The following is a 23,366-nucleotide window of genomic DNA, read 5'->3' as shown; positions in this document are numbered from 1 at the left end:
TATGCTCCCTAGTAAAAGAGCCTTTAGCATAACAGTCTTAGCAAGGTATGGTGCCTGAAAATCCTATTGTCGTTATGGACAGCGGTCTTTTTAGGCATGCTATTAAATAAGAGTAGACCTGTTTAAGCTAGTGAGCTTTTACCCATAGGAGAGTGACTGGTCTGTTGGAGCTATCGTCAGATTTCCTAATAAGAAAGAGAGAAGGATAATGAGAATTAACAAATACATCGCCCATGCAGGCGTTGCTAGCCGTCGTAAGGCTGAAGAGCTGATCAAACGAGGACTGGTGACTCTAAATGGTCAGGTGGTAACCGATTTAGCAACTACTGTTAAATCAGGCGACCTTGTTGAGATAGAGGGGAGTCCCATTTACAATGAAGAGAAGGTTTATTATCTCCTCAACAAGCCTCGTGGTGTCATCTCAAGCGTCTCAGATGATAAGAGGCGTCAGACAGTGATTGATTTGTTGCCGCAGGTTAAGGAGCGCATTTACCCTGTTGGTCGCTTGGACTGGGATACCTCTGGCTTGTTAATCTTGACAAATGATGGTGATTTTACAGATAAAATGATTCACCCCCGCAATGAAATCGACAAGGTTTATCTGGCTCGTGTCAAGGGAGTGGTGACTAAAGAAAGCCTGCGTCCCTTAACACGTGGTGTCGTCATTGATGGTAAAAAAACAAAGCCGGCTCGTTACCGTATTATTCGTGTTGAGCCTGATAAAAATCGCTCTATTGTTGAACTAACGATTCACGAGGGTCGTCATCATCAGGTCAAGAAAATGTTTGAAGCAGTTGGACACTTGGTTGATAAGCTATCAAGAACACAGTTTGGCAGCCTTGATGTCAGAGGTCTAAAGCCTGGAGAAGCCAGAAGGTTGAGCAAAAAAGAAGTCAGCCAGCTACATCATTTAGCGAGCACACGAAAATGATCAAAGCCCTACTCATCGCTCCTGTCAGAGCCTATCAGAAATATATTTCTCCCTTATTTCCTCCTTCCTGCCGTTATCAGCCGACTTGTTCGGCCTATATGATTACAGCTATTGAAAAGCATGGCGCTAAGGGTGTTTTGATGGGGCTTGCCAGACTATTAAGGTGCCACCCTTTTGCTGCTGGCGGGGAAGACCCGGTTCCAGATACCTTTTCCTTAAAAAGACATTTCATAACGCATGAAAAAATACAGGATTTTGACCAAAAAACTGATTGACAATAGCAGTTAAAGTGCTATAATAGCAGTTAAGTATTCGTTGGTTTAAATCAAACCTGTTATGATTTAAGTTAACGAGTCACCGTCAACCACATTGTTTGCTGAGCATGACTCCGGGCAGTGTGGTTTTTTTGATGAAAAGAGTAAGCGAGACAAGCATGAAACAAGAAATCATTAATAGACAATATAGGGAAAAAAATAGTCGAAACCATGTGGTGTTATTTCAGCCACAAATTCCACAAAACACAGGAAATATTGCTAGGACCTGTGCTGCCACCAACACGCCTTTACATATCATCAGGCCTATGGGCTTTCCGATTGATGACCGTAAGATGAAAAGAGCGGGACTAGATTATTGGGATAAGCTAGACATTAGATTTTATGATCATCTAGATGAGTTTTTAGCACAATGTGATGGGAGCTTGCATGTGATTAGCAAATTTGCTGATCAGGTGTACTCAGACAAAGACTACAATGATCGTCAGTCTCATTATTTCTTATTTGGGCGTGAGGATACCGGTCTGCCTGAGCCCTTTATGCGTCAATATGCTGATAGGGCACTCAGGATTCCTATGAATGATGAGCATGTCAGAAGTCTCAATGTCTCTAATGCTGTTTGCATGATTGTCTATGAGGCACTCAGACAGCAAGCCTTTAAGGGCTTAGAGCTTAGCCATACCTATGAGCATGACAAACTAAAATGATAATAAGCATGTCGCAAAATATAAATGAGATTGAAGAAGTGTCCGTTAGGAGGCTTCTTCAGTCTTTTTTTATTGTATTCTATTGCTGTCAATCAAGCGTTTAAAGCCAATAAAACCGTTATTAGGCTTGTATTATAGACAGGTATAAAACAAAGATGTGTCAAAAAATATACCGCAAAAATCTCATAAAAGCGTCAAAATGGTAAAAAGTTACTGACAATATGTCAATATTATACTATTATTATAGTATAATATTTATAATCCTATCATAATATTAGAACATCTGGTGTCTAGCTGTTTTGGTAAAAGCAAAAAGCCTGCAACACCTTATGATAAAGCACAAAGGCAGTTGACAGTAACACTATAACATAAAAGGAGTTGATGATGAACAAACAACAAAGCAAAAAACGGAAACTCATAGTAATCTTGCTCATTGTTCTAGGAGGAATACTAACAATGAATTGGCTTAATGGCGAAGAGCTAAAAAAGAAAAAGTACAGACAAGAGCAGGATAGGGTAGTGAAATACATAGGAGAGCATATAGAACTAGGTAATGGTCAGCCTATAACCAAAATTGAGTTTATAGAATTTCAGTTAGAAACTGCAACCACCGGAACTTGGTCAATAACAGCAATTGTTAATGAGAAATATCTGATTCATTTTTCAGAAGATAGATTAGGTGAAGAAATACGGACTTCCTATTATTCTCCAAAAGAATTTAAGCAATACAGTGAAAAGATGAGGAATAATATGACTAATGTTGAAACAATTTATTACGAGGAGAAATGATGATTGATAGAGATTATAAAAATATTTCAGAGGATGTGTATAAGGTTGATTCTGGTAAAGAAAGAGATCCGATTCAAGAAGGATATCCGGTTGCTAATGGAAAATACCGCGTTCTTGAAGCCGAAGATAACCCCGACAATGGTATGCAGGCTATGGCAGTTGTGCCAATAAAAGATGGCAAAGAGGATAGAAGTCACATTGTCATTGCCTATGCCGGGACAAATAGTAGTAGGGTAGCCTAATATAATTAAGGAAACTATTATGAATAAGAAACGAAATAAAAGATTGGTATCAATTTGTATAGTTATATTGGTGATAATTTTAGGAGGAGTAATAACAATGAATTTATTTAGTAAAGAAGAAGTCAACAAAGAACATAGGGAACAAGAAGCAGTAGCTGAATACTGTGTTAATCATATAACTTTAGTGGATAAAAGACCCATTAGAGAAATAGAGTTTGTTGAAGTTCAAAAAGATAAAAAACAGGTTTTTTATGGTTTTCAACGATTATAAATGGAAAGTATCGAATTTCCTTTTCCCAAAATGAAAGTAGTAAAGAGATTGATGCAAATGGATATTATGATTATGAACTTTCTTTTAATGATAAAAGTAATAATTCTACTTTAAATAATATAAAAATTACATATGTAAAGGAAACTAAAAATTATAACAGATAAAGATTATAATTATATTTCAAAAGATGTTTATAAAGTGGATTCTAACAAAACTAATTCTCCTTTTCGAGTAGGAATGATTGTGGGAAATAACAATTTTAAAATCCTCAAAGCCGAAGATAACCCCGACAATGGTATGCAGGCTGGTGGTTGGAGCAATTAAGGGTGGCGAGGTGAGTAAGAGTCATATCATGATTGTCTATGTAAAAAGCAGCTATTTGCTAGCGTCCTAGCAATAAAAGGAGTTGATGATGAACAAACAACAAAACAAACGACGAAAACTAATTGGCATAGTAGCCTTAATAACAATTTTAGGAGGAATAATAACAATGGGTTGGTTTAATGGGGATAGAGACAATAAAAGCGAGAATAACTATTATCAAGTAGAGAAGGATTTAGCAATGGAAATTATTAGTGAGTTTGAAGGGGTAAAAGAGATTAGTTTTCTTAGTCCAGTCCAATCCAAAGAAACAGGATATTGGGGAACAACAGCTACTATAAATAAAACTAATGAGATATCTTATTCTTTTTCGATGACTTTTTCAGGAAAGCTTGATGATTATTATTATCATTTTAATAAAAAAAAATTTTAAGTTAGCGGAGCGTCACAAAAAATTGACATTAAGTCAAGTGGATCTAACAGGTATTGATATTAAATATTCTGACGGAGGAAAATAAATGATAACTGACGAAAACTATAACTGGCTAGCTGGAAAAGTTTATGATGTTTAGTATGCTAAAGCTAATTCTGAAAAACATGTGGTCAGATATGATGTTATTGGTAAAAAAGATTCGCAATTTTATGTTCTCAAAGCTGAATACACCCCTAACAATGGTATGCAGGCTAGGGTGTCAAAGAGAAATGGGAATGTTCTAGTTTTAAATTATAAATTAAGGAGGTTTTATGATAGTAAAAAAGAAAGTCATCATTTTATTAGGAATCGTAGCAATTTTAGTAATGGGAGGTATGGCAATGTTTAATTCATTCACAGGTAAGGACGAACCAAGGTATAAACATGAGCAGGATAGAATGGTAGAGTATTTAGCACAAAATTATGAAGGCATTAAAAAAGTTGAGTTTAAGAATTTTGAAAAGAATACAAAAACAGGCTACTATACCAGTGTTGCTGAAATAGATGATAGATTTGAAGTAACGTTCTATGAAAGAGGTGCTGGTGGTGAAATATCTCTTGATTATTATACAAGAGAGTTTATTACTCAATATCCTAAAGCAAATAGAAAAGATTCCTTTAAGGGCAATATAAAAGTGGTTTACTGTGGAGAATAATATGATAGTTACTGATAAAGACTATAACGAATTATCTAATCGTGTTTATAATGTAGATAGTGGAAAAGAAGGTGTTGTTCATGAACAAGAAGGACAAGAAATAATGGACGGTACCTACAAAATCCTCAAAGCCGAAGACAACCCCGACAATGGTATGCAGGCTATGGCAGTTGCACCAATAAAAGATGGCAAAGAGGATAGAAGTCACATTGTCATTGCCTATGCCGGGACAAATAGCAGTGATATACGCGATATTGACACCGATATTCAATCTGTTGTTTTTGGAGATGATCAATACCTGTGTGCCCATGAGGAGCCTGATTCTTTTAAAGTAGTCAAGAGTCAGCTAAGCACTGCTAAAGCCTTTTCCGACCACATCAGGACAAGCTACCCTAACGCTGCTATCTCCTACACCGGACATTCTCTGGGAGGCTATCTGGCACTCATCACAGCAGCCCATGCCAAGCAGCCTGCCACTGTCTTTAATGCGCCAAGCTCTGTTAATAACCTCTCCAAGGAGGCTATTGACTTTGTTACAGCCAACAAGGGACTCTATCACAGCTACCGTATTAACAATGACTACATTGGAAACCTAGGCACTTACTTTGGAGATGATGAGCTAGGGATTTCAAGATGGGTTGACGGTAAGGCGGGAATAGGACGTCATAGCTTAGCCGCTTATCGCTTCAACTCAAAGGGTCAGGTGATTGACCGTAAGGGTCGTCCTGCCGCTGCTCAAGCACCTGCTCTTGCTACCCTAAGCTCAAAGCTAACCGACTACCGCCTGCTAAAGAAAAAGTATGCAGCCTCTAACGGTATTAGCAGCTCAGAGGAGTTTTACCTTGATCAGTTTCAGGCTCGAGCAGTCGCACAGGCTTTGGAGCAGACCACTCAGCTTGCCCAAGAGGAGATCATTGCTCGTCGGAAGGAGGCAGTTGCAGAAGCAGAGGCGCTTCACCAAAAGACAAGAGAAATGCCCTTTTTTGTGAGTGAATTGAGCTGGGCGGAGCTAGAGGAGGCTTATGCCCAGGCAGGTGTGACCTATGACAGCCTTGTCGGTCAGACCAAGAGGCACTTTGATGACAAGGTCGCTCAAGCTAGAGGACTGGCCACTAAGTTCAAGACCGTAAAGGAGCAGCTAGAGGAGGGAATAGAAAGGACAATCGCTACTGACCAAAAGCTAGGAGGCGACTTTTCATGACAGCATTAGAGAAGATCAGAGCTGCTATCCGTCAAAAGGAAGAGGAGCTAGAGGAGCTGCAGGAGCACTATCATCAAGAGCGGCTCCAAATGGAAGCAGCCCATGACGAGCTAAGAGGCAACTACAACCAGCTGCAGCAGCTCTATGCCTCTAGCTATCAGGCTGTTAGCAGCTACCTCAGACATTATGATGCTAGCCTGATAACAGACCAATATACCGTTCTAACGAGACTGATTGATGACTACCAGCACCGAACAGATCAGTGCTATCACGAGCAATGTCGCAAGATGTCGCAGCAGGAGGAAGAGATTGCCCATCACTATCGCAGCAAGCGACAGGCTATAGAGAAGGACATCACAGCGCTGAGGCGTCAGTGGCGTGAAGGTTAAAGGAAAGGAGATAAGATGATTGCTATAGAGATGATTTTAACCGGACAAGAGCCGATTAGGGCTTTAAAGAAAGAGCTGGATAGGAGATTGGTTCAGTCCATATGTGCCCCCTTGACCTTAGGCAGGCTTCATGCCCTTCAAAGGCGCTATGACAGTGAGGTATCTCGGATTGCCACAGACACCGCAGATCATATTCAGACCATTGTCAATCAGCTAGATAGCAGCATTAGAGGGCAAGGCAGGACAGCGCTCGAGCAGGCGATCAAGACACAGAACAGGGGCTATAGCAGCCTGATGTGATAGTAAGTTCTTCATGTCCTACCAGCTGTCTAGGCTTTTACAGCAGTCACCACACTGCTAGACTTGCGATGTGAGCAGCAGTAAGAAGCAAAGGTGCTGCCCTAGAGGGCTGATGAATCACCATCACCCGTTTGGAAGCACCAGCTGTGTTAATGGTTTTCTAAAGCCAAAAAGAAAAAAACTCCGATTAGAGTTCAGAATGTAGGCAAACCCTATCAGTGATAGAAAAATTGAAAATTTAGAAATTGACTATCATATCATGAAAACTCTGGGAAATGCTGATATTACAGTATTTTTCAGAGTTCTTTTGTTTTTTTTGATTAAAAGAAAAAGATTGAAGAAAACCGTCTAAAATGGACTTTTTCTTCAATCTGAAAACTCCGATTGGAGTTTTCATTGGTTGTGTATGCCTATTACCGTAAAGGGGACAACGGTAGTAATACCAGAGCAGGTTATGGGAGGTTTCTTCTAGTCTGCTCTTTTTTGCCTTGAGCTAGGCTAGTGCCATGTCACAGGGTGGCCTACCTCGTAGAGAGCTTTGTAGCCTCAAAGTGATTTTTCTTGCTGTTGCTTTCATCTAGCTTTTTTGCCTGATGTCTTGTGTTTGTTGGAAAAGCTAGGCTTCAAAAAAATGTCTTGCGCTATAGGTTTAAATTTGCTATGCTATAAGTGTCTTCAGGGCAGGGTGTAATTCCCGACCGGCGGTGACTAGTGCAGCTAGAAGTCCGCGAGCGCAAGCTGATGTGGTGTGATTCCACAACCGACAGTAAAGTCTGGAAGAGAGAAGACCGGGTTTTTGAGTTGACTTTTTGCCTGCTCATACGAAGGAGCTTCTTTCAATTTGTCAAAATTGGAGGAATTTTTTATGTCAAAAACACATCAACTGGTGATGGTTGCCATTCTTTCAGCCATATCCTTTTGCCTGATGTTTGTGGGGTTTTCCATTATTCCGGGAGCTAGCTTTTTAAAGATTGATTTTAGTATTATTCCGATTTTATTAGGCTTGGTCTTGATGGATCTAAAGCAAGCTTACTTGATTTTAGCGGTGAGGACCTTGCTTAGACTAGCCTTAAATAATCATGGCGTTAATGATTTGATTGGTATACCGATGAATGTTATTGCAGTTGCGCTTTTTATCACTGCCTTTGCCTTGATTTGGCATCGTCAGAAAGGGCTGGTCACCTATGTACTAGCAAGCCTTGTAGGGACAGGCCTGTTAACGCTTGGTATGGTTATCATGAACTATGTCTTTGCTATTCCCTTATATGCCAAGTTTGCTGGCTTTGATATTAAAGCTTCTATTGGGATTGCCCGCTACATATTTACAATGGTCATTCCTTTCAACCTTTTGGAGGGGCTAATATTTGCAATTGTCTTTTATTTCGTGTATATTGCAGGTAAACCAATTTTAGAGAGATATCCGAATTCATATCATGAAACATAAACAACAACATCTGCTATTGTCTTCCTTTGCTATGCTACTATTTGTGGTGCTTGGCTATATTGTTAAATTTTTTCCCGAAGACCTAACGTCTTTTGATAGTCAGCTTCAGTTAGCCCTAAGAGGTCATCTGCTTGAAGGGCTAACCCAGTTTTTTAAAGGGATCACTGTAGCTGGAAATGTTAGTACACAGGCAGTGATTGTTGTTGTTGCTGTGCTGGCTTTATTGGCCTTGAGCTGGAGAGCTGAGGCCTTATTTGTCCTATCAAATGGTGTTTTTGCGGCCCTTTTGATTTGGGTGCTAAAGCTCTTGTATCAAAGACCAAGACCCAGCATTGAGCATTTGGTGCATGCTTCTGGCTATTCTTTTCCGAGTGGCCATTCGATGGGAAGCCTTTTGATTATTGGAAGCCTGCTGATTATTTGCCATCAAAGATTGCAGTCAGCCTCCTTACGCTGGCTGGTTGATATAGCTCTTTTGGCCTTGATTTTGCTGATAGGCTTGTCACGCATTTATCTGGGAGTGCACTATCCTAGTGATGTGTTAGCTGGCTATGCTTTAGGCTTTGGCATACTTCAGCTGCTTTATCCTTTTTATGATCAAAAGCGTTTTGAATGGCGTTTTCAGCTAAAGCAAAAATAAATCAAGTGATCAGTTAGCCGCATGGCTCGTTACAGATCAGCTCTAGAAAAGCTAGTGATTGAAGGCAGGTCTCTTCCAGAGGTCTTCTTCAATCTTTTTTGTTGCCCTGCTTTAGCCCGTCAATCAGAGAAGTAGCAGCCAATTGAGATCTTCTGCTGTTAATCAGGGGATTTGTGCTACAATAGAGGCATGACAAAAAGATATCAGACCTTAAATGAGTATTATCGTCGTTTATTTGGTGCTAAAATTTTCAAAGTGCCCATTGATGCTGGCTTTGACTGTCCCAATCGTGATGGGACGGTTGCTCATGGTGGTTGCACCTTTTGTACCGTTTCTGGCTCAGGTGATGCGATTGTGGCGCCTGATGCACCGATCAGGGAACAATTTTACAAAGAAATTGATTTTATGCATCGCAAGTGGCCTGAGGTCAATCAGTATTTGGTTTATTTCCAAAATTTTACCAATACGCATGACAGGCTGGAGGTTATTCGCGAGCGCTATGAGCAAGCAATCAATGAGCCTGGCGTTGTTGGTATCAATATCGGAACCAGGCCTGATTGTTTGCCAGATGAGACGATTGCTTATTTGGCTGAGCTATCAGAGCGCATGCATGTGACAGTGGAGCTTGGGCTGCAAACAACCTATGAAGCCACTTCCCAACTGATTAATCGGGCGCATTCCTATGACTTGTATAAGGAAACGGTTCAGCGTCTGAGGCAGCACCCTAACATTAACATTGTGTCTCACCTGATTAATGGCTTGCCTGGTGAAACCCATGAGATGATGATCGAAAACGTTAGACGCTGTGTCACAGACAATGATATTCAAGGCATTAAGCTGCATTTGCTGCACCTGATGACCAATACGCGCATGCAAAGAGACTATCATGAGGGACGCTTGCAGCTCTTGAGTCAGAAGGACTATGTATCGATTATCTGTGATCAGCTAGAAATCATACCTGAGCATATCATTATTCATCGCATCACAGGTGATGCGCCTAGGGACATGCTGATTGGTCCCATGTGGAGCCTGAATAAATGGGAGGTTTTGAATGCGATTGACCTAGAAATGGAAAGAAGAAATAGCTGGCAGGGCTGTAAGCTTAAGGGATAATCGGGGGAAGCAATGAAACAAAGATTGATAGCAGGAGAGGAGCTAAGCCTACCACTTGTTTTAAAAAAAACTGTTACAAAACAGTTTAGTTTATGATAGCAGTAGCTCGGCAGAGGCACGTGTTTATGCTATTGATAAAGGGCAGGGCTATTTTCTAAAAACAGCCGCTAAAGGCAGGCTTGCCAAGGAGGCCGCCCTAACTCGGTATTGTCATAGTAAGGGCTTAGCAACAGAGGTGCTTGATTATATCAGCGGTGATCAGGACTGGCTTTTAACCGCAAGGGTAGCAGGAGAGGACGCCAGTCATATTGATTATTTGTCCGATCCCAAGCGCTTATGTCGTATCTTAGTTGATCATATGCTAAGGCTGCATAGCCTGTCTTTGTCTGATTTTCCTGTAGCTGACAAAACGCTAGCCTATATCGAAGCTGCTGAGACTGGTTATCACCAAGGGCGGTTCAATCAGCGCTTTTTACCGCCTCAGCAGCAGTTTCGGTCCCAGGAGAAGGCTTACAGGCAGATTCAGGAGCTTAAGCCTTTGTTACAGCATGAAACTCTGATTCATGGGGATTTTTGTTTGCCAAATATGATCTTGGATCGGTGGCAATTTCAGTCCATGATTGATTGGGGGGAGGCAGGGAAAAGCGATCGACATATTGATCTTTTTTGGCTGATCTGGTCACTTCAATTCAATCTAAAAACAGATCGGTATAAGGACTATGTGCTAGATTGTTACGGCCGAAGGCATATTGACTTAGATATACTAGAGAGTATCGCGGCATTTGAAGTATTTGCTTAGGAGGATAAGATGATAAAGCGTCCTATTCATGTATCACATGAGTTTTTAAAAGAGGTTTTGGATAAGCAGAGTATTGCTGTTGATGCCACTATGGGAAATGGCTATGACACTGCCTTTTTAGCGAGTCTGTCACAAAGGGTTTATGCCTTTGATGTGCAGCAGCAAGCACTAACCAAGACACAAGAGCGCTTGGAGCAGCAAGGCTTGACTAATGCAGAGCTTATTTTAGCTGGACACGAGCAGGTGGATCAATATGTTAAGGAGCCCATTCGGGCAGCCATTTTTAATTTGGGCTATCTACCCAATGCAGATAAGTCGTTGATCACAAGGCCTGAGACGACCATATTAGCCCTAGCTAAAATACTTAATCGGCTTGAGCTAGGCGGTCGGATTGCTATCATGGTGTATTATGGTCATGATGGCGGTGATAAGGAGAAAGAAGAGCTTTTGGACTATATTGGTCAGCTCGATCAGCGCCAGGTAACAGCAATGCTCTATCAGCCGATCAATCAGATGAATCAGCCGCCATTTTTAATCATGCTGGAAAAAATAGCAGTTACTGATTAAGCTTTAGCCAGCCTTACGTCAAGGCTTGGACTGTCTGCGATTTCTCAGGAAAAAGAAATAAATCAGCAATCTTTGGCGACAATTGTGATATAATGAAATAGTATATTATGTTTTAGGAGTTATATTAATGGAAGACCCTGTGAGTCAGCCTTTATTGATTCAGTTTTTATTGTTAGTCATTCTAACCTTGTTAAATGCCTTTTTCTCAGCCAGTGAGATGGCTCTGGTATCCTTAAATCGCTCTCGTGTGGAGCAAAAGGCTGCCGATGGGGATAAGAGGTATGATCGCTTGCTGCGTGTTTTAGAGCAGCCCAATAACTTTTTATCGACCATTCAGGTTGGTATTACCTTTATTAGCCTCTTGTCAGGGGCGAGCCTGTCAGCCTCTTTAGGGCAGGTTATTTCTGGCTGGTTAGGTGGTTCTGCGACCGCTCAAACAGCTGGCAGCATTATTTCTTTGGTGTTCCTGACCTATGTCTCGATTGTTTTGGGAGAGTTATACCCCAAGCGGATAGCTATGAATCTAAAAGACAAGCTTGCTGTGGTTTCTGCCCCAGTGATCATTGTCTTAGGGAAATTGGTTAGTCCCTTTGTTTGGCTCTTATCGGCGTCGACAAATTTGCTGAGCCGGATTACCCCAATGACCTTTGATGACGCAGATGAGCGCATGACGCGTGATGAGATTGAGTACATGCTGACTAATAGCGAGGCAACGCTTGATGCCGAAGAGATTGAAATGCTGCAAGGGATTTTCTCGCTTGATGAGATGATGGCGCGTGAGGTGATGGTCCCAAGGACAGATGCCTTTATGATTGATATTAATGACGATACGCTAGATAATATCAAGGAAATCCTAAAGCAGAGCTTCTCTCGTATTCCAGTTTATGATGTTGATAAGGACAAGGTGATCGGCTTAATTCATACCAAAAGGCTTTTAGAATCAGGCTTTCGTCAGGGCTTTGAAAACATCAGCATGCGAAAGCTCCTGCAGGAGCCCTTATTTGTCCCAGAAACGATTTTTGTAGATGACCTGTTGAGGCAGTTGCGAAATACTCAAAACCAGATGGCTATCCTACTTGATGAGTACGGAGGAGTTGCAGGCTTGGTGACGCTTGAGGATTTGCTAGAGGAGATCGTTGGTGAGATTGATGATGAGACAGACAAGGCTGAGCAATTTGTTCATCACATTGATGACAATACCTATATTGTCACAGGGACAATGACGCTCAACGACTTTAACGAGTATTTTGACACAGAATTAGAAAGTGATGATGTAGATACCATCGCAGGCTTTTATTTGACAGGGATTGGTACCATTCCAAGCCAAAAGGAGAAGGAGAGCTTTGCCTGTGATAGCAAGCAAAAGCATCTGGTCTTGGTCAATGATAAGGTAAAGGACGGTCGTATCACCAAATTGAAGCTTACCATTTCTAATATAGAACAGAATATTACTGAAGACTAGGCATTGAGCTTAGTCTTTTTTATGAAACATGATATAATGAAAATGTAAAACCGTTTACAAGGGTGAAGGAGGCATAATGGTTGAAGTAGATTATGGGCAAGTAACTGGAATGGTGCATTCTACAGAAAGCTTTGGTTCTGTTGATGGTCCAGGGATACGTTTTATCATCTTTTTGCAGGGCTGCAAGATGCGTTGCCAGTATTGCCATAATCCGGATACCTGGGCTATGGAAACCAATCAGTCTCAACGTCGAACGGTCAATGATGTCCTAAAAGAGGCCTTACAGTACAGGCACTTTTGGGGAAAAAAGGGTGGGATCACTGTGTCAGGTGGTGAGGCCATGCTGCAAATGGACTTTATCACTGCGCTCTTTACAGAGGCTAAAAAGCTGGGGATCCATACAACGCTAGACACCTGTGGCTTTGCCTATCGTCCAACCCCTGAATACCATGAGCTTTTAGAGACCTTATTAGCAGTTACTGATTTGATCTTGCTGGACTTAAAGGAGATTGACGAGGAGCAGCATAAGCTTGTCACCCGCCAGCCCAATAAAAATATCCTTCAGTTTGCTCGTTACCTCTCTGATAGGCAGGTCCCTGTCTGGATTCGCCACGTCTTGGTGCCTGGCTTGACAGACATTGATGATCACTTGGTACGCTTAGATGCGTTTGTCAAAACCCTGAAAAATGTTGACAAGTTTGAAGTGCTGCCTTATCATACGATGGGAGAATTCAAGTGGCGTGAGCTAGGTATTCCATACCAGCTTGAGGGCGTTAAGCCACCGACCAAGGAGCGTGTGGAAAATGCCAAAAAGCTGCTACATACAGAATCCTATACTGAATACATGAACCGTATTCATCAATCATAGGCTAATCTAGAGTTGGGGAATGCCCAGCTTTTTTTGCTGATGAAGCGGCTGACTTGATGAGACCTTCAGTGTTTTTAGGCGAGCTCAGACACCTGACAAAAAGCAATCTCTGAAAAGTTAAAAGAATCAAGGACAGTGTACTGTCCCCAAACAACTGCCCAGCTCACTATAGAGGGCATTGCTTTTTGGCCTTGCCTGCCTGTTCTTGTGTGTTTGAAAGGGCTCTTTAGTATCTGAAATTTTGTTCGCCTATGCTCTTTAGGTCCTTGTCCTGTGACTGGGGAATCTCCTTTGATTTTAGAGCCTATTTCTGCTACAATAAGATGAATAAAGAGAATGAGGTAGAAACATTATGTCAAAAATATTAGTTTTTGGTCATCAAAATCCAGATACTGATGCTATCGCATCATCGTATGCCTTTGACTACTTAGCAAAAAAAGCCTTTGATTTGGATACAGAGGTAGTCGCTCTGGGTGATCCAAATGAAGAAACAGCCTTTGCCCTTGACTATTTTGGGGTGTCAGCGCCAAGAGTGGTGACATCAGCAAAGGCAGAAGGGGTTGATCAGGTGATCCTTACAGACCATAACGAATTTCCACAATCTATTTCGGATATTCGTGAGGTTGAAGTGTATGGTATTGTGGACCATCATCGGGTGGCTAATTTTGAGACAGCAAACCCGCTTTATATGCGTGTCGAACCCGTTGGCTCTGCCTCATCTATCGTTTACCGTCTATTCAAGGAAAATGGGGTTGATGTTCCAAAGGATATTGCAGGCCTGCTCTTATCTGGCTTGATTTCTGATACCTTACTGTTAAAATCACCAACAACGCATGCTTCAGATCATCGTGTTGCTGTGGAATTAGCGGAGCTAGCAGGAGTTAAGCTAGAGGAATATGGTATGGCTATGCTCAAGGCCGGAACAAACCTTGCAAGTAAATCAGAAGCAGAATTGATTGATATTGATGCAAAGACCTTTGAATTAAATGGCAATGCAGTTCGTGTAGCCCAGGTCAATACCGTTGACATTGCAGAGGTGCTAGAGCGCAAGGAGGCTATTGAGGCTGCTATTAAAGAGGTGATGGCAAGTGAGGGCTATTCTGATTTTGTCTTGATGATTACAGATATTGTTAATTCAAATTCAGAGATTTTGGCTCTTGGTGCGAATATGGATAAGGTTGAAGTAGCCTTTGACTTTAAGCTTGAGGATAATCATGCTTTCCTAGCGGGTGCTGTATCTCGTAAAAAGCAGGTTGTCCCTCAATTAACTGAAAGCTTCGGAGCATAGAGCTTGCCTGTAGAGGACTGTTGATTTTTATCAGCAGTCCTTTGGTATTTTTGCTATAATAGTAGCATGATTGCCATTTTTAATCCTGATAAATTAACGCGACAGCCTTTTTTTCAAGACCTTATTCATTACCTCAATCAGCATGATGACGTGACCCTACGTCACATTAAGCAGGCCTTTTCTCATGTTAAGGGGATTGATAAGGCGCTTGAAGCTTACATTCAGGCTGGCTATATCTGTCGAAAAAACAGACGCTACTATCTGTGTCTGCCCTTGCTAGATGACCTGCAGCAGGTGACATTAGAAGATCTAATCTTTGTGGATAGGGCATCAGATCTATATGAGGCTTTGCTGGCATTGGTGTTTGAGACAGTGCTGCCTAATCAGACCAATCAGGTTTTGATCAAGGAAAAAACAACGATCGAGCGAGATAAGCTGACGCTTGCCAATTATTTTTACCGTTTAAGAAGAGGGGAAGCCCTATCTGATGAGCAATTAAGGCTCTATGCCCTATTAGGCGATGTGAATCAGGACTATGCCTTGAAGTACATGACTAGCTTTCTTCTAAAATTTGCTAGGAAAGAGATTGTTATGCAAAAGCGGACAGATATTTTTGTAACTGCCTTGGAGCTTCTAGGCTATATTGAAAAAGTAGAGGCCACTAAATACTGCCTGAAGCTGGCTTTTGATAAGGAGCAGCTAATTTTCTACGCTGATTAAGAGTTGACTGGAATAGTCAAAAGCGTTTAGATTCACATTGTAACAGGCTCCTTGTCAGCAATTTTGGCTGTGCTTGTAACTGCATTTTTACCGCTCTAGTGGTCTAAGCTTGTGGTAGCAGTAGGAGGCTTATGGCACATTTCCAAGCTCACTGTAGCTGTAGTAGATGATTGATAGCTAATCGAGAGGACCAGCCTGGTCTTTTCTTTTTGATTTCAAAGAGCTGAGCTCAATAGGGATTGGGGGACGCTTTCAAGATCAAGAGGCTAAGACTTGTCTGTTTGATGTTTTTTGCTGAGCTTGTTTGTGGTTTGTCAGGACAGGTTGTGGGAGTGGCTATGCCTTGACAGAGTTGCACGTTGCAATACTGGTCATTTACCAGAGTCGCTCTCTTTATGGGAGCGTAGATTGAAATCGTCAAAAGTAATCTCTGGGATTTCCGCCCAGTCGTCTCGCCCTTCATGGGAGCGTGGATTGACATTGACGAACCTGATCGTCATTGGTTAGGTACCTTATCTTCTCCTTGGCGAGGGTGTGCATGGAGAGAATTGCATTATGGTTTTATTGTAGTTGCTTTTATGGTAATGCTTGCAACTAAAAATGGCTTAGAACCCTATTGTAGAAAAAAGGTTCCAAGCCATTATGCTTGTTAGGCTATGTGGTAAAGGCTTTTAGTTCATTTTTACCATAAGGTAGAGAAAATAAGCTGCACCAAGAATAGAGACCAGAATCCCCGTTGGAATATTGCTGCCGACGAGATATACTCGTCCGATAGTGTCGGCCAAAAGGAGCAGGATCATGCCGATTAAAAGGCTGACGGGCAGGCTTAATCGGTGATCGGCTCCTACTAGTCGCTTGCTGGTATGTCCTGCTATCAGGCCAATAAAGGTGATGTTTCCGACCAAAATGACACTTAAAGCTGCGAGAATTGCAGATAGCGCAAGAACAATTGTACGGTACTGATGGATCTTGAAGCCTAGAGCCATGCTTGCTTCATCGTTTAATGCCATGATGTTGAGCTTATAGGCTTGACTAAAGGCAAGCAACCAAGTGATCCCCAATAAGGGAGCAACAATGCTTAGCTTGGACCAATCATCACCTGTTAGCTGCCCACTTAGCCAATGAATGACGTAATCCACCTTGTAACGGTTTACATTGCCAACAAAGGCAATCATCAGGCTAGATAGCATGGATGATACCCCTACGCCAGTGACAATCAGTCGAATAGGATTGATACGACCATGACTGAGTGAGAGCAGGTAGACCAAGACAATGGTTGCCATTGCCCCAAATATGGTAATAAGCGGCAGCCATTGCCTGCTGATCAGGCTGTCACTGGTGCTGTAGGATATGACAAGGGTAATAGCCATACCAGCACCAGCATTAATGCCTAATATGCCCGAATCTGCCAGAGGGTTTCGCGTTAAGCTTTGCAGCAATAAGCCAGAAAGGGCTAGTGATCCGCCACCAATGCAGGCAGCTAAAATTCTTGGGAGTCTAATGTTGGTGATGATCAAGGTCATAGCGGCGGTAGATTTTCCAAATAGAACCTTGATAACCTCTAACGGTGACATGCTAGAATCCCCAATAGATAAGGAAATGATCATCAAGCAGACCAGTCCAGCGCTTAGCCCTAGAAATAATGGGACGTGTCTTTTAGTAGCTGTCAAAAGCGACCTCCTTTTCTAACTAGCCATAAAAAGCAGGGAAGTCCAATAAAGCTGATCAGAGCAGATAGCGGTGTTTCATAGGGAGGATTAATATTGCGACAGGCAAAGTCTACCCAAAGCATAAAGCTGGCTCCAAGAAGAGTAGCTAGCGGCAGGATCCAGCGATAATCCTTAGCAATGACTAATGTGATGGCATGAGGGATAATCAAGCCGACAAAGGAAATACTGCCAGCTACTGCCACAGCAGCAGAGGACAAAAGCAGCACAAGTCCGATAAAGACAAGGCTAATCAAGAAGGTGCGTTGTCCTAGAGTCTTGGCCTGCTCTTGGCTTAAGCTTAAAATGGTCAAATGATAGGCTAGCAGATAAGATAGGGCTAAGCCACAGATGATGAGTGGCGCAACATAGCTAACCATCTGCCAATTGACCCCGATCAGTCCTCCCGCCTGCCAGCCAATAATGGCATTGGCTAAGTGAAAATAAGTCGTTATTCCTTGTCCGATAGCTGACAGCAGCATAGAGATCATCGCTCCTGCTAAAATAAGCCTCATTTGAGTGTAGCCCTTACCAGCTTGATAGGCTAGGCTGAGGATTAATAGGGTCGCTAAGAGTGACCCTAGCAAGGAAAGTAATATAATTGTCGAATAATGAAGATGAGGGGAAAAAGCATAGCCGATGACTAATGCCAGCCCAGCTCCAGAGTTGATTCCCAGTAAGCCAGGTTCGGCAATGGGATTTCTGGTAATGCCTTGCATGATAGCTCCTGAAACAGCAAGTGCAGCACCAACTAGAGCCGCTAAAATCAAGCGGGGCAGGCGAATGTCCAAAATAATGCTGGCCTTTTGACCATGGTCCTGCTTTCCAAGTAGAATATGATAGAGCTCCTGATGTGATAGTGACACAGCCCCAAACCTCAGACTGCAGTAAATGGCAAGCACTAGAGTTAAGCTGATAAAGGTTAAGATCAGCCAAGGAGGAGCTGCTTTAGCTCGTTTAGGCTTAGTATGATGTTGAGCTGTCATCTTAAGTTTTTATTGACTTGTACCAGTTGAGAGGATAGCCTTTTTTAGAACCTCAAGTTGGTGCTCCAGTGACAGTGGGTCTGTGAAGTAAAAGACATTAGCGTTGACCTTGATGACATGATTGTTGGTCACAGCAGGGATCTGCTGCCAAAGGTCGCTCTCATATAAGGCTGAGCCGGTTTGGTCGTCCTCAGCAGCAACAACTACATAATCACCAATATAATCTGGTAGAACCTCCTGTGATAAGGACAGATAGCCCTGCTTAAATACCTCTTTTTTCACCTTTTCGGGAGCATCATAATGGAAGGCCTGATGAATAATTTCACCACCTCTTCCCCAGTCCTTACCAAAAAGGTAAATTTCCTTTTCATAGAGCCCCATGATTGTAAAGGTAGCAGCTGATCCGGTGACTTGTTTTACTTCTTTTTCATAGTCACTTGTTTTTTGTTTCCAGTCGGCCAACCATTGGTCAGTTTCCTTTTCCTTGTTAAAAATACGGCCAAAATCAGAAAACACCTGCAAATAATCACGCTTGCGGTATTCAATGGAGATTAGTGGTGCGATTTTTGCTAGCTGGTCAATGTTTTCTTCTGTTGAGCCAACAACAATGAGATCAGGCTCTAGTGCTGTAATAGCCTCTAGGTCAGTAGCTGCCACCTGCTTGGCTTGGGTAATGCTTTTTGTTAAAACAGGGTTCTTTTTGTCGTAGGAGGTGACACCGACCAGATGAAGGTCTAATTTTGCCAAGTAACCAGTATATGTAGCTGCTAAGCTAACCACGCGCTTTGGCTTGACAGGAATGTCACCATAATAGGTCACCCCAGCAATTTTTGGCTTGTGGGATAGGCTTGCTTTGCTGGTGCTTTCTTGTTGCTTGCTTTGACTTGAGCAGGCGACTAATGTAAAAGCTGTCACAAAAACAGTTAAAATAAGCAGTAGTTTTTTCATGTATTCTATTCTCCTAGAATAAATTTATATCAGCTGATAGGTCAGCAATGTAGGGCAATTATAGAGAGGATCAGTGACGAGCTGAGCCTTTACTTGAAAAATCTCTTGAATCATCTCTGGCGTCATCACCTGGTTGACCTCTCCAGAATATTTGATATGTCCATTTTTCATGGCGATCAGATGATCCGAGTAGCGTGCTGAAAGATTTAAATCATGAAGGACCATCACGATTGTTTTTCCAGAGACCTGATTGAGCTCCTTTAGTAATTCTAAAATATCGAGCTGATGATTCATGTCTAAGTAGGTTGTCGGCTCATCTAGAAAAATAATATCAGTATCCTGTGCTAAGGCCATAGCAATCCAGGCCCTTTGACGTTGGCCGCCTGACAGGGCATCAACAGTCTGATGAGCATAGGGTGTCATGCTTGTGACCTCCATTGCCCAGCAAATCTTATCCTTATCAGCTTGACTAAGCCGTCCTAGGTAGGATTGGTGGGGATAGCGCCCATAAGAAACCAGCTCATAGACAGTAGCTGCGGTAGCTTCTTGTAGCTGAGGTAAGAGTGCTAGTGTCTTAGCAAGGTCCTTGGTTGCTAGCCTAGCAATGGCTTGTCCATCTAAGAGAACCTGCCCTGCTTTGAGTGGTAATAGCCGCGCTAGAGCCTTTAAAAGGGTTGACTTCCCACAGCCATTAGCGCCGATGATGGTCGTTACTTTTCCTTCGGGAATAGTGACAGATAAGTCGCTGATGATAAGCGATTGATCATAGCCAGCTGAAATCGTCTCAGCACTGATTGTTGACATGGTTATTCTCCTTTCTAATAGTCAAGCAAGGCCAGCTAGCGCAATCCTAAAGGTTTGATAGCCTATGGAATGCTAGTTGCTCTTTTGGTCTGACTATACATAGTATGCTTTCTCTTAAAAGCTATCCCATTATAGCATAGAAAAAAGGCCTAAAAAAGCCTTTCAGAATCTAATTACTGAGCTGACACTAAAAAAAGGAGCCAGCTTAGAATCATTATTAGTAGTCTTAAGAATCATTACTGTTTAGCCTGTTAGGACACCTTATAGGTAGCTCTTTGCAATCGCTAAATCACCTGCATAGGCTGCCTTTTGTCCCTTGACAATCTGATAAGCATCAGCTCCCTTACCAGCAATAATGAGTGCGTCCTCTTTGCTCTGACAGCGCTCCATACCAGTCTTGATTGCTTCTTTACGGTCAATGATAATATCAACCTCGCGGTGAATATAGCTAGCAATCTCCTCTGAAATCAACTGTGGGTCCTCAAAATTAGGATCATCAGCAGTCAGAATAATACGAACATTGGGGTGCTGGTTAATGACCTGTCCAAAATCAGCCCGACGACTCTCGCCTTTATTACCCGGTGCTCCTAGAATCAAGTAAATCTGGCCCTTCTGGTGCTCTTCAACGACAGATAGGAGCTTTTCAAGGCTATCACCGTTATGTGCATAATCAACAAACACCTTGGCCTGATTGGTCATGGTTAAGACCTCCATGCGACCAGGCACCCTTGTCTTAGCAATTCCTAATCGAATATCCTCTAGGCTTGCTCCTAATCGAAGACAGGCCAGTCCAGCAGCCATAGCATTTTCTTGGTTGAAGCTGCCAATCAATTGAATCGCATAGTCTCCAGCTAGCTTGCCAGCTGCTTGAAATGAAAAGGCCTGACGCTGCAGCAGCCTGTTACAAGCCCCCTTGCCATAAAAATCATGAGGCTTATCGGCCACCTGCTCTGCTAGGATATGAAAGTGCTCCATACCGCTATTGATGACAACAGCTCGGCTATTTTCCATTAAAAGCCGCTTATGGTAAAAATAATCCTCAAAGCTTGGGTGTTCGATTGGTCCGATATGATCAGGGCTAATATTGAGAAAGACACCGACATCAAAGGTTAAGCCGTAGACACGCCCGACCAAGTAAGCTTGACTAGAGACCTCCATCACCAAATGCGTCATGCCATTAGCCACACACTGAGCCATCATTACAAATAAATCAAGACTTTCAGGTGTGGTTAACTGCGATTTAAAAAAGTGTTGACCATCTAAAGTTGTGTTCATTGTAGAGAGCAGGGCAGGCTTATGAGATTCCTTTAGCATATGATAGGCAAAGTAGGCAGCAGTTGTCTTGCCCTTTGTTCCGGTGAAGGCTAACAGCTTGAGCTTATTTTGTGGGTAATCATAAAAGGCCATCGCAGCTAGGCTCATAGCGTGCTTAATATTGTTAACAAGAATAACAGGGATCCCTACCTGATAGTCAATCTCTGAAACATAGAGTCTTAGTCCCTTGGCAATGGCCTGTCTCAAAAAGTCAGCCTTAAAAGCTGATCCCTTAGCAAAAAAGAGCGTCTGCTCATCTGCTTGTCTGCTGTCGTAGCTAAGGCTGTCAAACTGTAGACCGCTATAGTTAAAGTGGTAGCCGTCTTGATCAAGAACCTCTCGGAAATTATGGTCCTTTTTTAAAATGGTTAATAAGTGCTCAATTGTTATCATAGCCTTATTTTATCCTTAATGTTCTTGTTTTACAAGTCACAAGCAAAAGTTTATAATAAAGCTATAAAAACTAGGAAGAACGGATATGTCGACAGAAAAAAAACAATTGACACAAGAACAGCTGATGGTTCAGGGAGCAGCCTGGTCCACCGCAGGTAATTTTATTAGCCGACTTTTAGGCGTTCTATATATTATTCCATGGTACATATGGATGGGGCAGTATGCGATACAGGCAAATGCGCTCTTTAATATGGGATACAATGTGTATGCCTATTTTTTGTTGATTTCGACAACAGGGCTAAATGTTGCCATTGCTAAGCAGGTCGCTAAGTACAACTCGATGGGGCAGCAAGAGCATAGCTATCAGCTCATTCGAAGCACTCTAAAGGTTATGCTGGTATTAGGCTTGATTTTCTCAGTGCTGATGTATCTGGGATCTCCACTCTTTGCTCGCTTGTCCGGTGGTGATGAGACCCTTGTCCCGATTATGCATAGCTTATCATTAGCTGTTTTTGTTTTTCCAGTGATGAGCGTGATTAGGGGGATTTTTCAGGGCTATAAGGAGATTAAGCCCTATGCTCTTAGCCAAATTGCTGAGCAGCTGGTTCGTGTGATCTGGATGCTTCTAACAACCTTTTTCATCATGAAAATGGGGTCTAAGGACTATATTGCAGCTGTTACGCAGTCCACCTTTGCTGCTTTTATTGGAATGATAGCCAGTATGGCGGTGCTCTTTTATTATTTCTGGACGCAGGGCCTTTTAAAGGCTATTTTTACCAAGACAGAGCATGCGATTCCTATTGACATCAAGGGTCTGCTTATTGAAACGCTAAAGGAGTCGATTCCCTTTATCATCACAGGAAGTGCAATTCAGGCCTTTCAGCTCATCGACCAGTGGACCTTTGTCAATACAATGACCCTCTTTACCAATTATGCTCGTTCTCAGCTCTGGGTGCTGTTTGGTTATTTTAATGCCAACCCTGCTAAAATCACCATGGTCCTCATTGCAGTAGCCGCTTCAATCGGTAGTGTTGGTATTGCCTTATTGACAGAAAATTACGTTAAAAAGGACATGCGAGCAGCAGCGCGCCTGATCATTAACAACATTGAAATGCTGCTGATGTTTTTATTGCCTGCTCTGACAGGAGCTATTATACTGGCAAGGCCTCTTTATACGGTTTTTTACGGTAGTAGCGAGGAAGAGGCTGTTAGGCTGTTTGTTGCTGTGCTTTGCCTTACCCTATTGATGGCCTTGTATACGCTTTTTTCTCCGATGCTGCAGGCCCTGTTTGAAAACCGTAAGGCCATCTATTATTTTGCTTATGGTGTTTTTGTCAAGCTGGTTTTGCAGGTTCCTTTGATCTATCTATTTCATGCTTATGGTCCTTTGTTAGCTACGACTCTTGGCTTGCTAGTGCCTATCTATCTCATGTACCGTCGTCTGCATCAGGTCACACGATTTAACCGTAAGCTGCTGCATAAGCGTATATTACTAACGGTGATTGAGACAGCACTGATGGGACTGATTGTGCTACTAGCTAGCTGGCTTTTGGGCTATTTGTTTAAGCCGACAGGCAGATTGACTAGCCTGCTTTACTTAGTGATTATTGGTGGCTTGGGAATGGGTGTTTACGCCTACATGACGCTATTGACGCGTCAGCTGGACAAATTAATTGGCAGCAGAGCAGCTAGGTATCGCCAAAAATTGGGGCTTTGATACCCAAGCTCAAGACAGCTGACGCAGGCTGCTAGCTGACCAGATT

General features: G+C 42.4%; 24 protein-coding genes, 2 pseudogenes and 1 riboswitch. Of the genes and pseudogenes, 21 read left to right on the top strand and 5 right to left on the bottom strand.

Annotated features, from left to right (window positions below):
• Positions 1 to 208 precede the first annotated feature (208 nt).
• The 20 genes and pseudogenes from I2432_RS08445 to I2432_RS08350 all read left to right on the top strand — a co-directional run bounded on the left by I2432_RS08445 (position 209) and on the right by I2432_RS08350 (position 15,452).
• The gene (locus tag I2432_RS08445) at positions 209 to 931 is read left to right on the top strand and encodes a pseudouridine synthase (protein ID WP_111678489.1); all 723 of its coding nucleotides are present in this window, start codon (positions 209 to 211) and stop codon (positions 929 to 931) included.
• Positions 928 to 1,206 carry a membrane protein insertion efficiency factor YidD gene (gene yidD / locus I2432_RS08440; protein WP_012677432.1) on the top strand — a complete coding sequence of 93 codons (279 nt, stop codon included), beginning with the start codon at positions 928 to 930 and terminating at the stop codon, positions 1,204 to 1,206. The genes I2432_RS08445 and yidD overlap by 4 nt, the downstream gene beginning before the upstream one ends.
• Before the next feature lie 158 nt (positions 1,207 to 1,364).
• Entirely contained in the window at positions 1,365 to 1,910 is a 546-nt protein-coding gene (locus I2432_RS08435; protein WP_111678487.1) for a tRNA (cytidine(34)-2'-O)-methyltransferase, read from the top strand.
• 381 nt (positions 1,911 to 2,291) lie between these two features.
• A complete protein-coding gene (locus I2432_RS08430) occupies positions 2,292 to 2,699 on the top strand; it encodes a hypothetical protein (protein WP_111678485.1) in 408 nt (135 codons plus the stop codon).
• Positions 2,696 to 2,935, top strand: a pseudogene (locus I2432_RS08425) (hypothetical protein); the annotation flags it as partial. The gene I2432_RS08430 and the pseudogene I2432_RS08425, both read left to right, overlap by 4 nt.
• Before the next feature lie 25 nt (positions 2,936 to 2,960).
• The gene (locus I2432_RS08420) at positions 2,961 to 3,212 is read left to right on the top strand and encodes a hypothetical protein (protein ID WP_111678483.1); all 252 of its coding nucleotides are present in this window, start codon (positions 2,961 to 2,963) and stop codon (positions 3,210 to 3,212) included.
• A gap of 409 nt (positions 3,213 to 3,621) precedes the next feature.
• Positions 3,622 to 4,051, top strand: a pseudogene (locus tag I2432_RS08415) (hypothetical protein).
• Between the two features lie 226 nt (positions 4,052 to 4,277).
• Positions 4,278 to 4,661 carry a hypothetical protein gene (locus tag I2432_RS08410; RefSeq protein WP_111678479.1) on the top strand — a complete coding sequence of 128 codons (384 nt, stop codon included), beginning with the start codon at positions 4,278 to 4,280 and terminating at the stop codon, positions 4,659 to 4,661.
• A 4-nt stretch (positions 4,662 to 4,665) separates the two neighbouring features.
• A complete protein-coding gene (locus I2432_RS08405; RefSeq protein WP_428843970.1) occupies positions 4,666 to 5,862 on the top strand; it encodes a Tle-like phospholipase domain-containing protein in 1,197 nt (398 codons plus the stop codon).
• On the top strand, positions 5,859 to 6,251 hold the full coding sequence (locus I2432_RS08400) for a hypothetical protein (RefSeq protein WP_111678065.1): 393 nt from the start codon (positions 5,859 to 5,861) through the stop codon (positions 6,249 to 6,251). Before I2432_RS08405 ends, I2432_RS08400 begins: the two co-directional genes overlap by 4 nt.
• A gap of 15 nt (positions 6,252 to 6,266) precedes the next feature.
• The gene (locus tag I2432_RS08395; protein ID WP_012677440.1) at positions 6,267 to 6,551 is read left to right on the top strand and encodes a hypothetical protein; all 285 of its coding nucleotides are present in this window, start codon (positions 6,267 to 6,269) and stop codon (positions 6,549 to 6,551) included.
• Positions 6,552 to 7,218: 667 nt separating this feature from the next.
• Positions 7,219 to 7,344, top strand: a riboswitch (FMN riboswitch).
• 72 nt (positions 7,345 to 7,416) lie between these two features.
• The gene (locus tag I2432_RS08390; protein ID WP_043031370.1) at positions 7,417 to 7,995 is read left to right on the top strand and encodes an ECF transporter S component; all 579 of its coding nucleotides are present in this window, start codon (positions 7,417 to 7,419) and stop codon (positions 7,993 to 7,995) included.
• The gene (locus I2432_RS08385) at positions 7,985 to 8,635 is read left to right on the top strand and encodes a phosphatase PAP2 family protein (protein WP_111678473.1); all 651 of its coding nucleotides are present in this window, start codon (positions 7,985 to 7,987) and stop codon (positions 8,633 to 8,635) included. The genes I2432_RS08390 and I2432_RS08385 overlap by 11 nt, the downstream gene beginning before the upstream one ends.
• Before the next feature lie 189 nt (positions 8,636 to 8,824).
• Positions 8,825 to 9,748, top strand: coding sequence for a tRNA modification radical SAM protein MnmL/YtqA (mnmL, locus tag I2432_RS08380; RefSeq protein WP_111678471.1), 924 nt, complete (start codon positions 8,825 to 8,827; stop codon positions 9,746 to 9,748).
• Positions 9,749 to 9,818: 70 nt separating this feature from the next.
• Positions 9,819 to 10,547 carry an aminoglycoside 3'-phosphotransferase gene (locus I2432_RS08375; RefSeq protein ID WP_269206748.1) on the top strand — a complete coding sequence of 243 codons (729 nt, stop codon included), beginning with the start codon at positions 9,819 to 9,821 and terminating at the stop codon, positions 10,545 to 10,547.
• Positions 10,548 to 10,556: 9 nt separating this feature from the next.
• Positions 10,557 to 11,114, top strand: a complete 558-nt coding sequence (gene mnmM / locus I2432_RS08370; RefSeq protein ID WP_111678469.1) for a tRNA 5-(aminomethyl)-2-thiouridylate-methyltransferase MnmM — start codon at positions 10,557 to 10,559, stop codon at positions 11,112 to 11,114.
• 127 nt (positions 11,115 to 11,241) lie between these two features.
• Positions 11,242 to 12,576 carry a hemolysin family protein gene (locus tag I2432_RS08365; protein WP_014623408.1) on the top strand — a complete coding sequence of 445 codons (1,335 nt, stop codon included), beginning with the start codon at positions 11,242 to 11,244 and terminating at the stop codon, positions 12,574 to 12,576.
• A gap of 76 nt (positions 12,577 to 12,652) precedes the next feature.
• Positions 12,653 to 13,444 carry a pyruvate formate-lyase-activating protein gene (gene pflA, locus I2432_RS08360; protein ID WP_012516212.1) on the top strand — a complete coding sequence of 264 codons (792 nt, stop codon included), beginning with the start codon at positions 12,653 to 12,655 and terminating at the stop codon, positions 13,442 to 13,444.
• A gap of 352 nt (positions 13,445 to 13,796) precedes the next feature.
• Complete coding sequence (locus I2432_RS08355) at positions 13,797 to 14,732, top strand: manganese-dependent inorganic pyrophosphatase (protein WP_043052335.1); 936 nt, start codon at positions 13,797 to 13,799, stop codon at positions 14,730 to 14,732.
• A 66-nt stretch (positions 14,733 to 14,798) separates the two neighbouring features.
• Positions 14,799 to 15,452 carry a DUF1803 domain-containing protein gene (locus I2432_RS08350; protein WP_111678467.1) on the top strand — a complete coding sequence of 218 codons (654 nt, stop codon included), beginning with the start codon at positions 14,799 to 14,801 and terminating at the stop codon, positions 15,450 to 15,452.
• A gap of 671 nt (positions 15,453 to 16,123) precedes the next feature.
• On the opposite strand, the gene I2432_RS08345 is transcribed toward I2432_RS08350, so the two are convergent.
• The 5 genes from I2432_RS08345 to I2432_RS08325 all read right to left on the bottom strand — a co-directional run bounded on the left by I2432_RS08345 (position 16,124) and on the right by I2432_RS08325 (position 21,603).
• Entirely contained in the window at positions 16,124 to 17,122 is a 999-nt protein-coding gene (locus I2432_RS08345; protein ID WP_111678465.1) for a FecCD family ABC transporter permease, read from the bottom strand.
• Entirely contained in the window at positions 17,119 to 18,144 is a 1,026-nt protein-coding gene (locus tag I2432_RS08340) for a FecCD family ABC transporter permease (protein WP_111678463.1), read from the bottom strand. The genes I2432_RS08345 and I2432_RS08340 overlap by 4 nt, the downstream gene beginning before the upstream one ends.
• A gap of 9 nt (positions 18,145 to 18,153) precedes the next feature.
• A complete protein-coding gene (locus I2432_RS08335; protein WP_111678461.1) occupies positions 18,154 to 19,092 on the bottom strand; it encodes an iron-hydroxamate ABC transporter substrate-binding protein in 939 nt (312 codons plus the stop codon).
• A 24-nt stretch (positions 19,093 to 19,116) separates the two neighbouring features.
• Positions 19,117 to 19,896, bottom strand: a complete 780-nt coding sequence (locus I2432_RS08330) for an ABC transporter ATP-binding protein (protein WP_206158729.1) — start codon at positions 19,894 to 19,896, stop codon at positions 19,117 to 19,119.
• Positions 19,897 to 20,157: 261 nt separating this feature from the next.
• Positions 20,158 to 21,603: a UDP-N-acetylmuramoyl-L-alanyl-D-glutamate--L-lysine ligase gene (locus I2432_RS08325; protein WP_206158728.1), complete on the bottom strand. Its 1,446-nt coding sequence runs from the start codon at positions 21,601 to 21,603 to the stop codon at positions 20,158 to 20,160.
• A gap of 85 nt (positions 21,604 to 21,688) precedes the next feature.
• On the opposite strand from I2432_RS08325, the gene I2432_RS08320 reads away from it, so the two are divergent.
• A complete protein-coding gene (locus tag I2432_RS08320) occupies positions 21,689 to 23,320 on the top strand; it encodes a putative polysaccharide biosynthesis protein (protein ID WP_043031351.1) in 1,632 nt (543 codons plus the stop codon).
• Positions 23,321 to 23,366 lie beyond the last annotated feature (46 nt).

It is taken from the genome of Streptococcus equi subsp. zooepidemicus (assembly GCF_015689395.1).
Lineage (GTDB): Bacteria > Bacillota > Bacilli > Lactobacillales > Streptococcaceae > Streptococcus > Streptococcus equi.
Note: the sequence above shows the minus strand (reverse complement) of the source record. Positions and strands in the feature narration are given on the sequence as shown.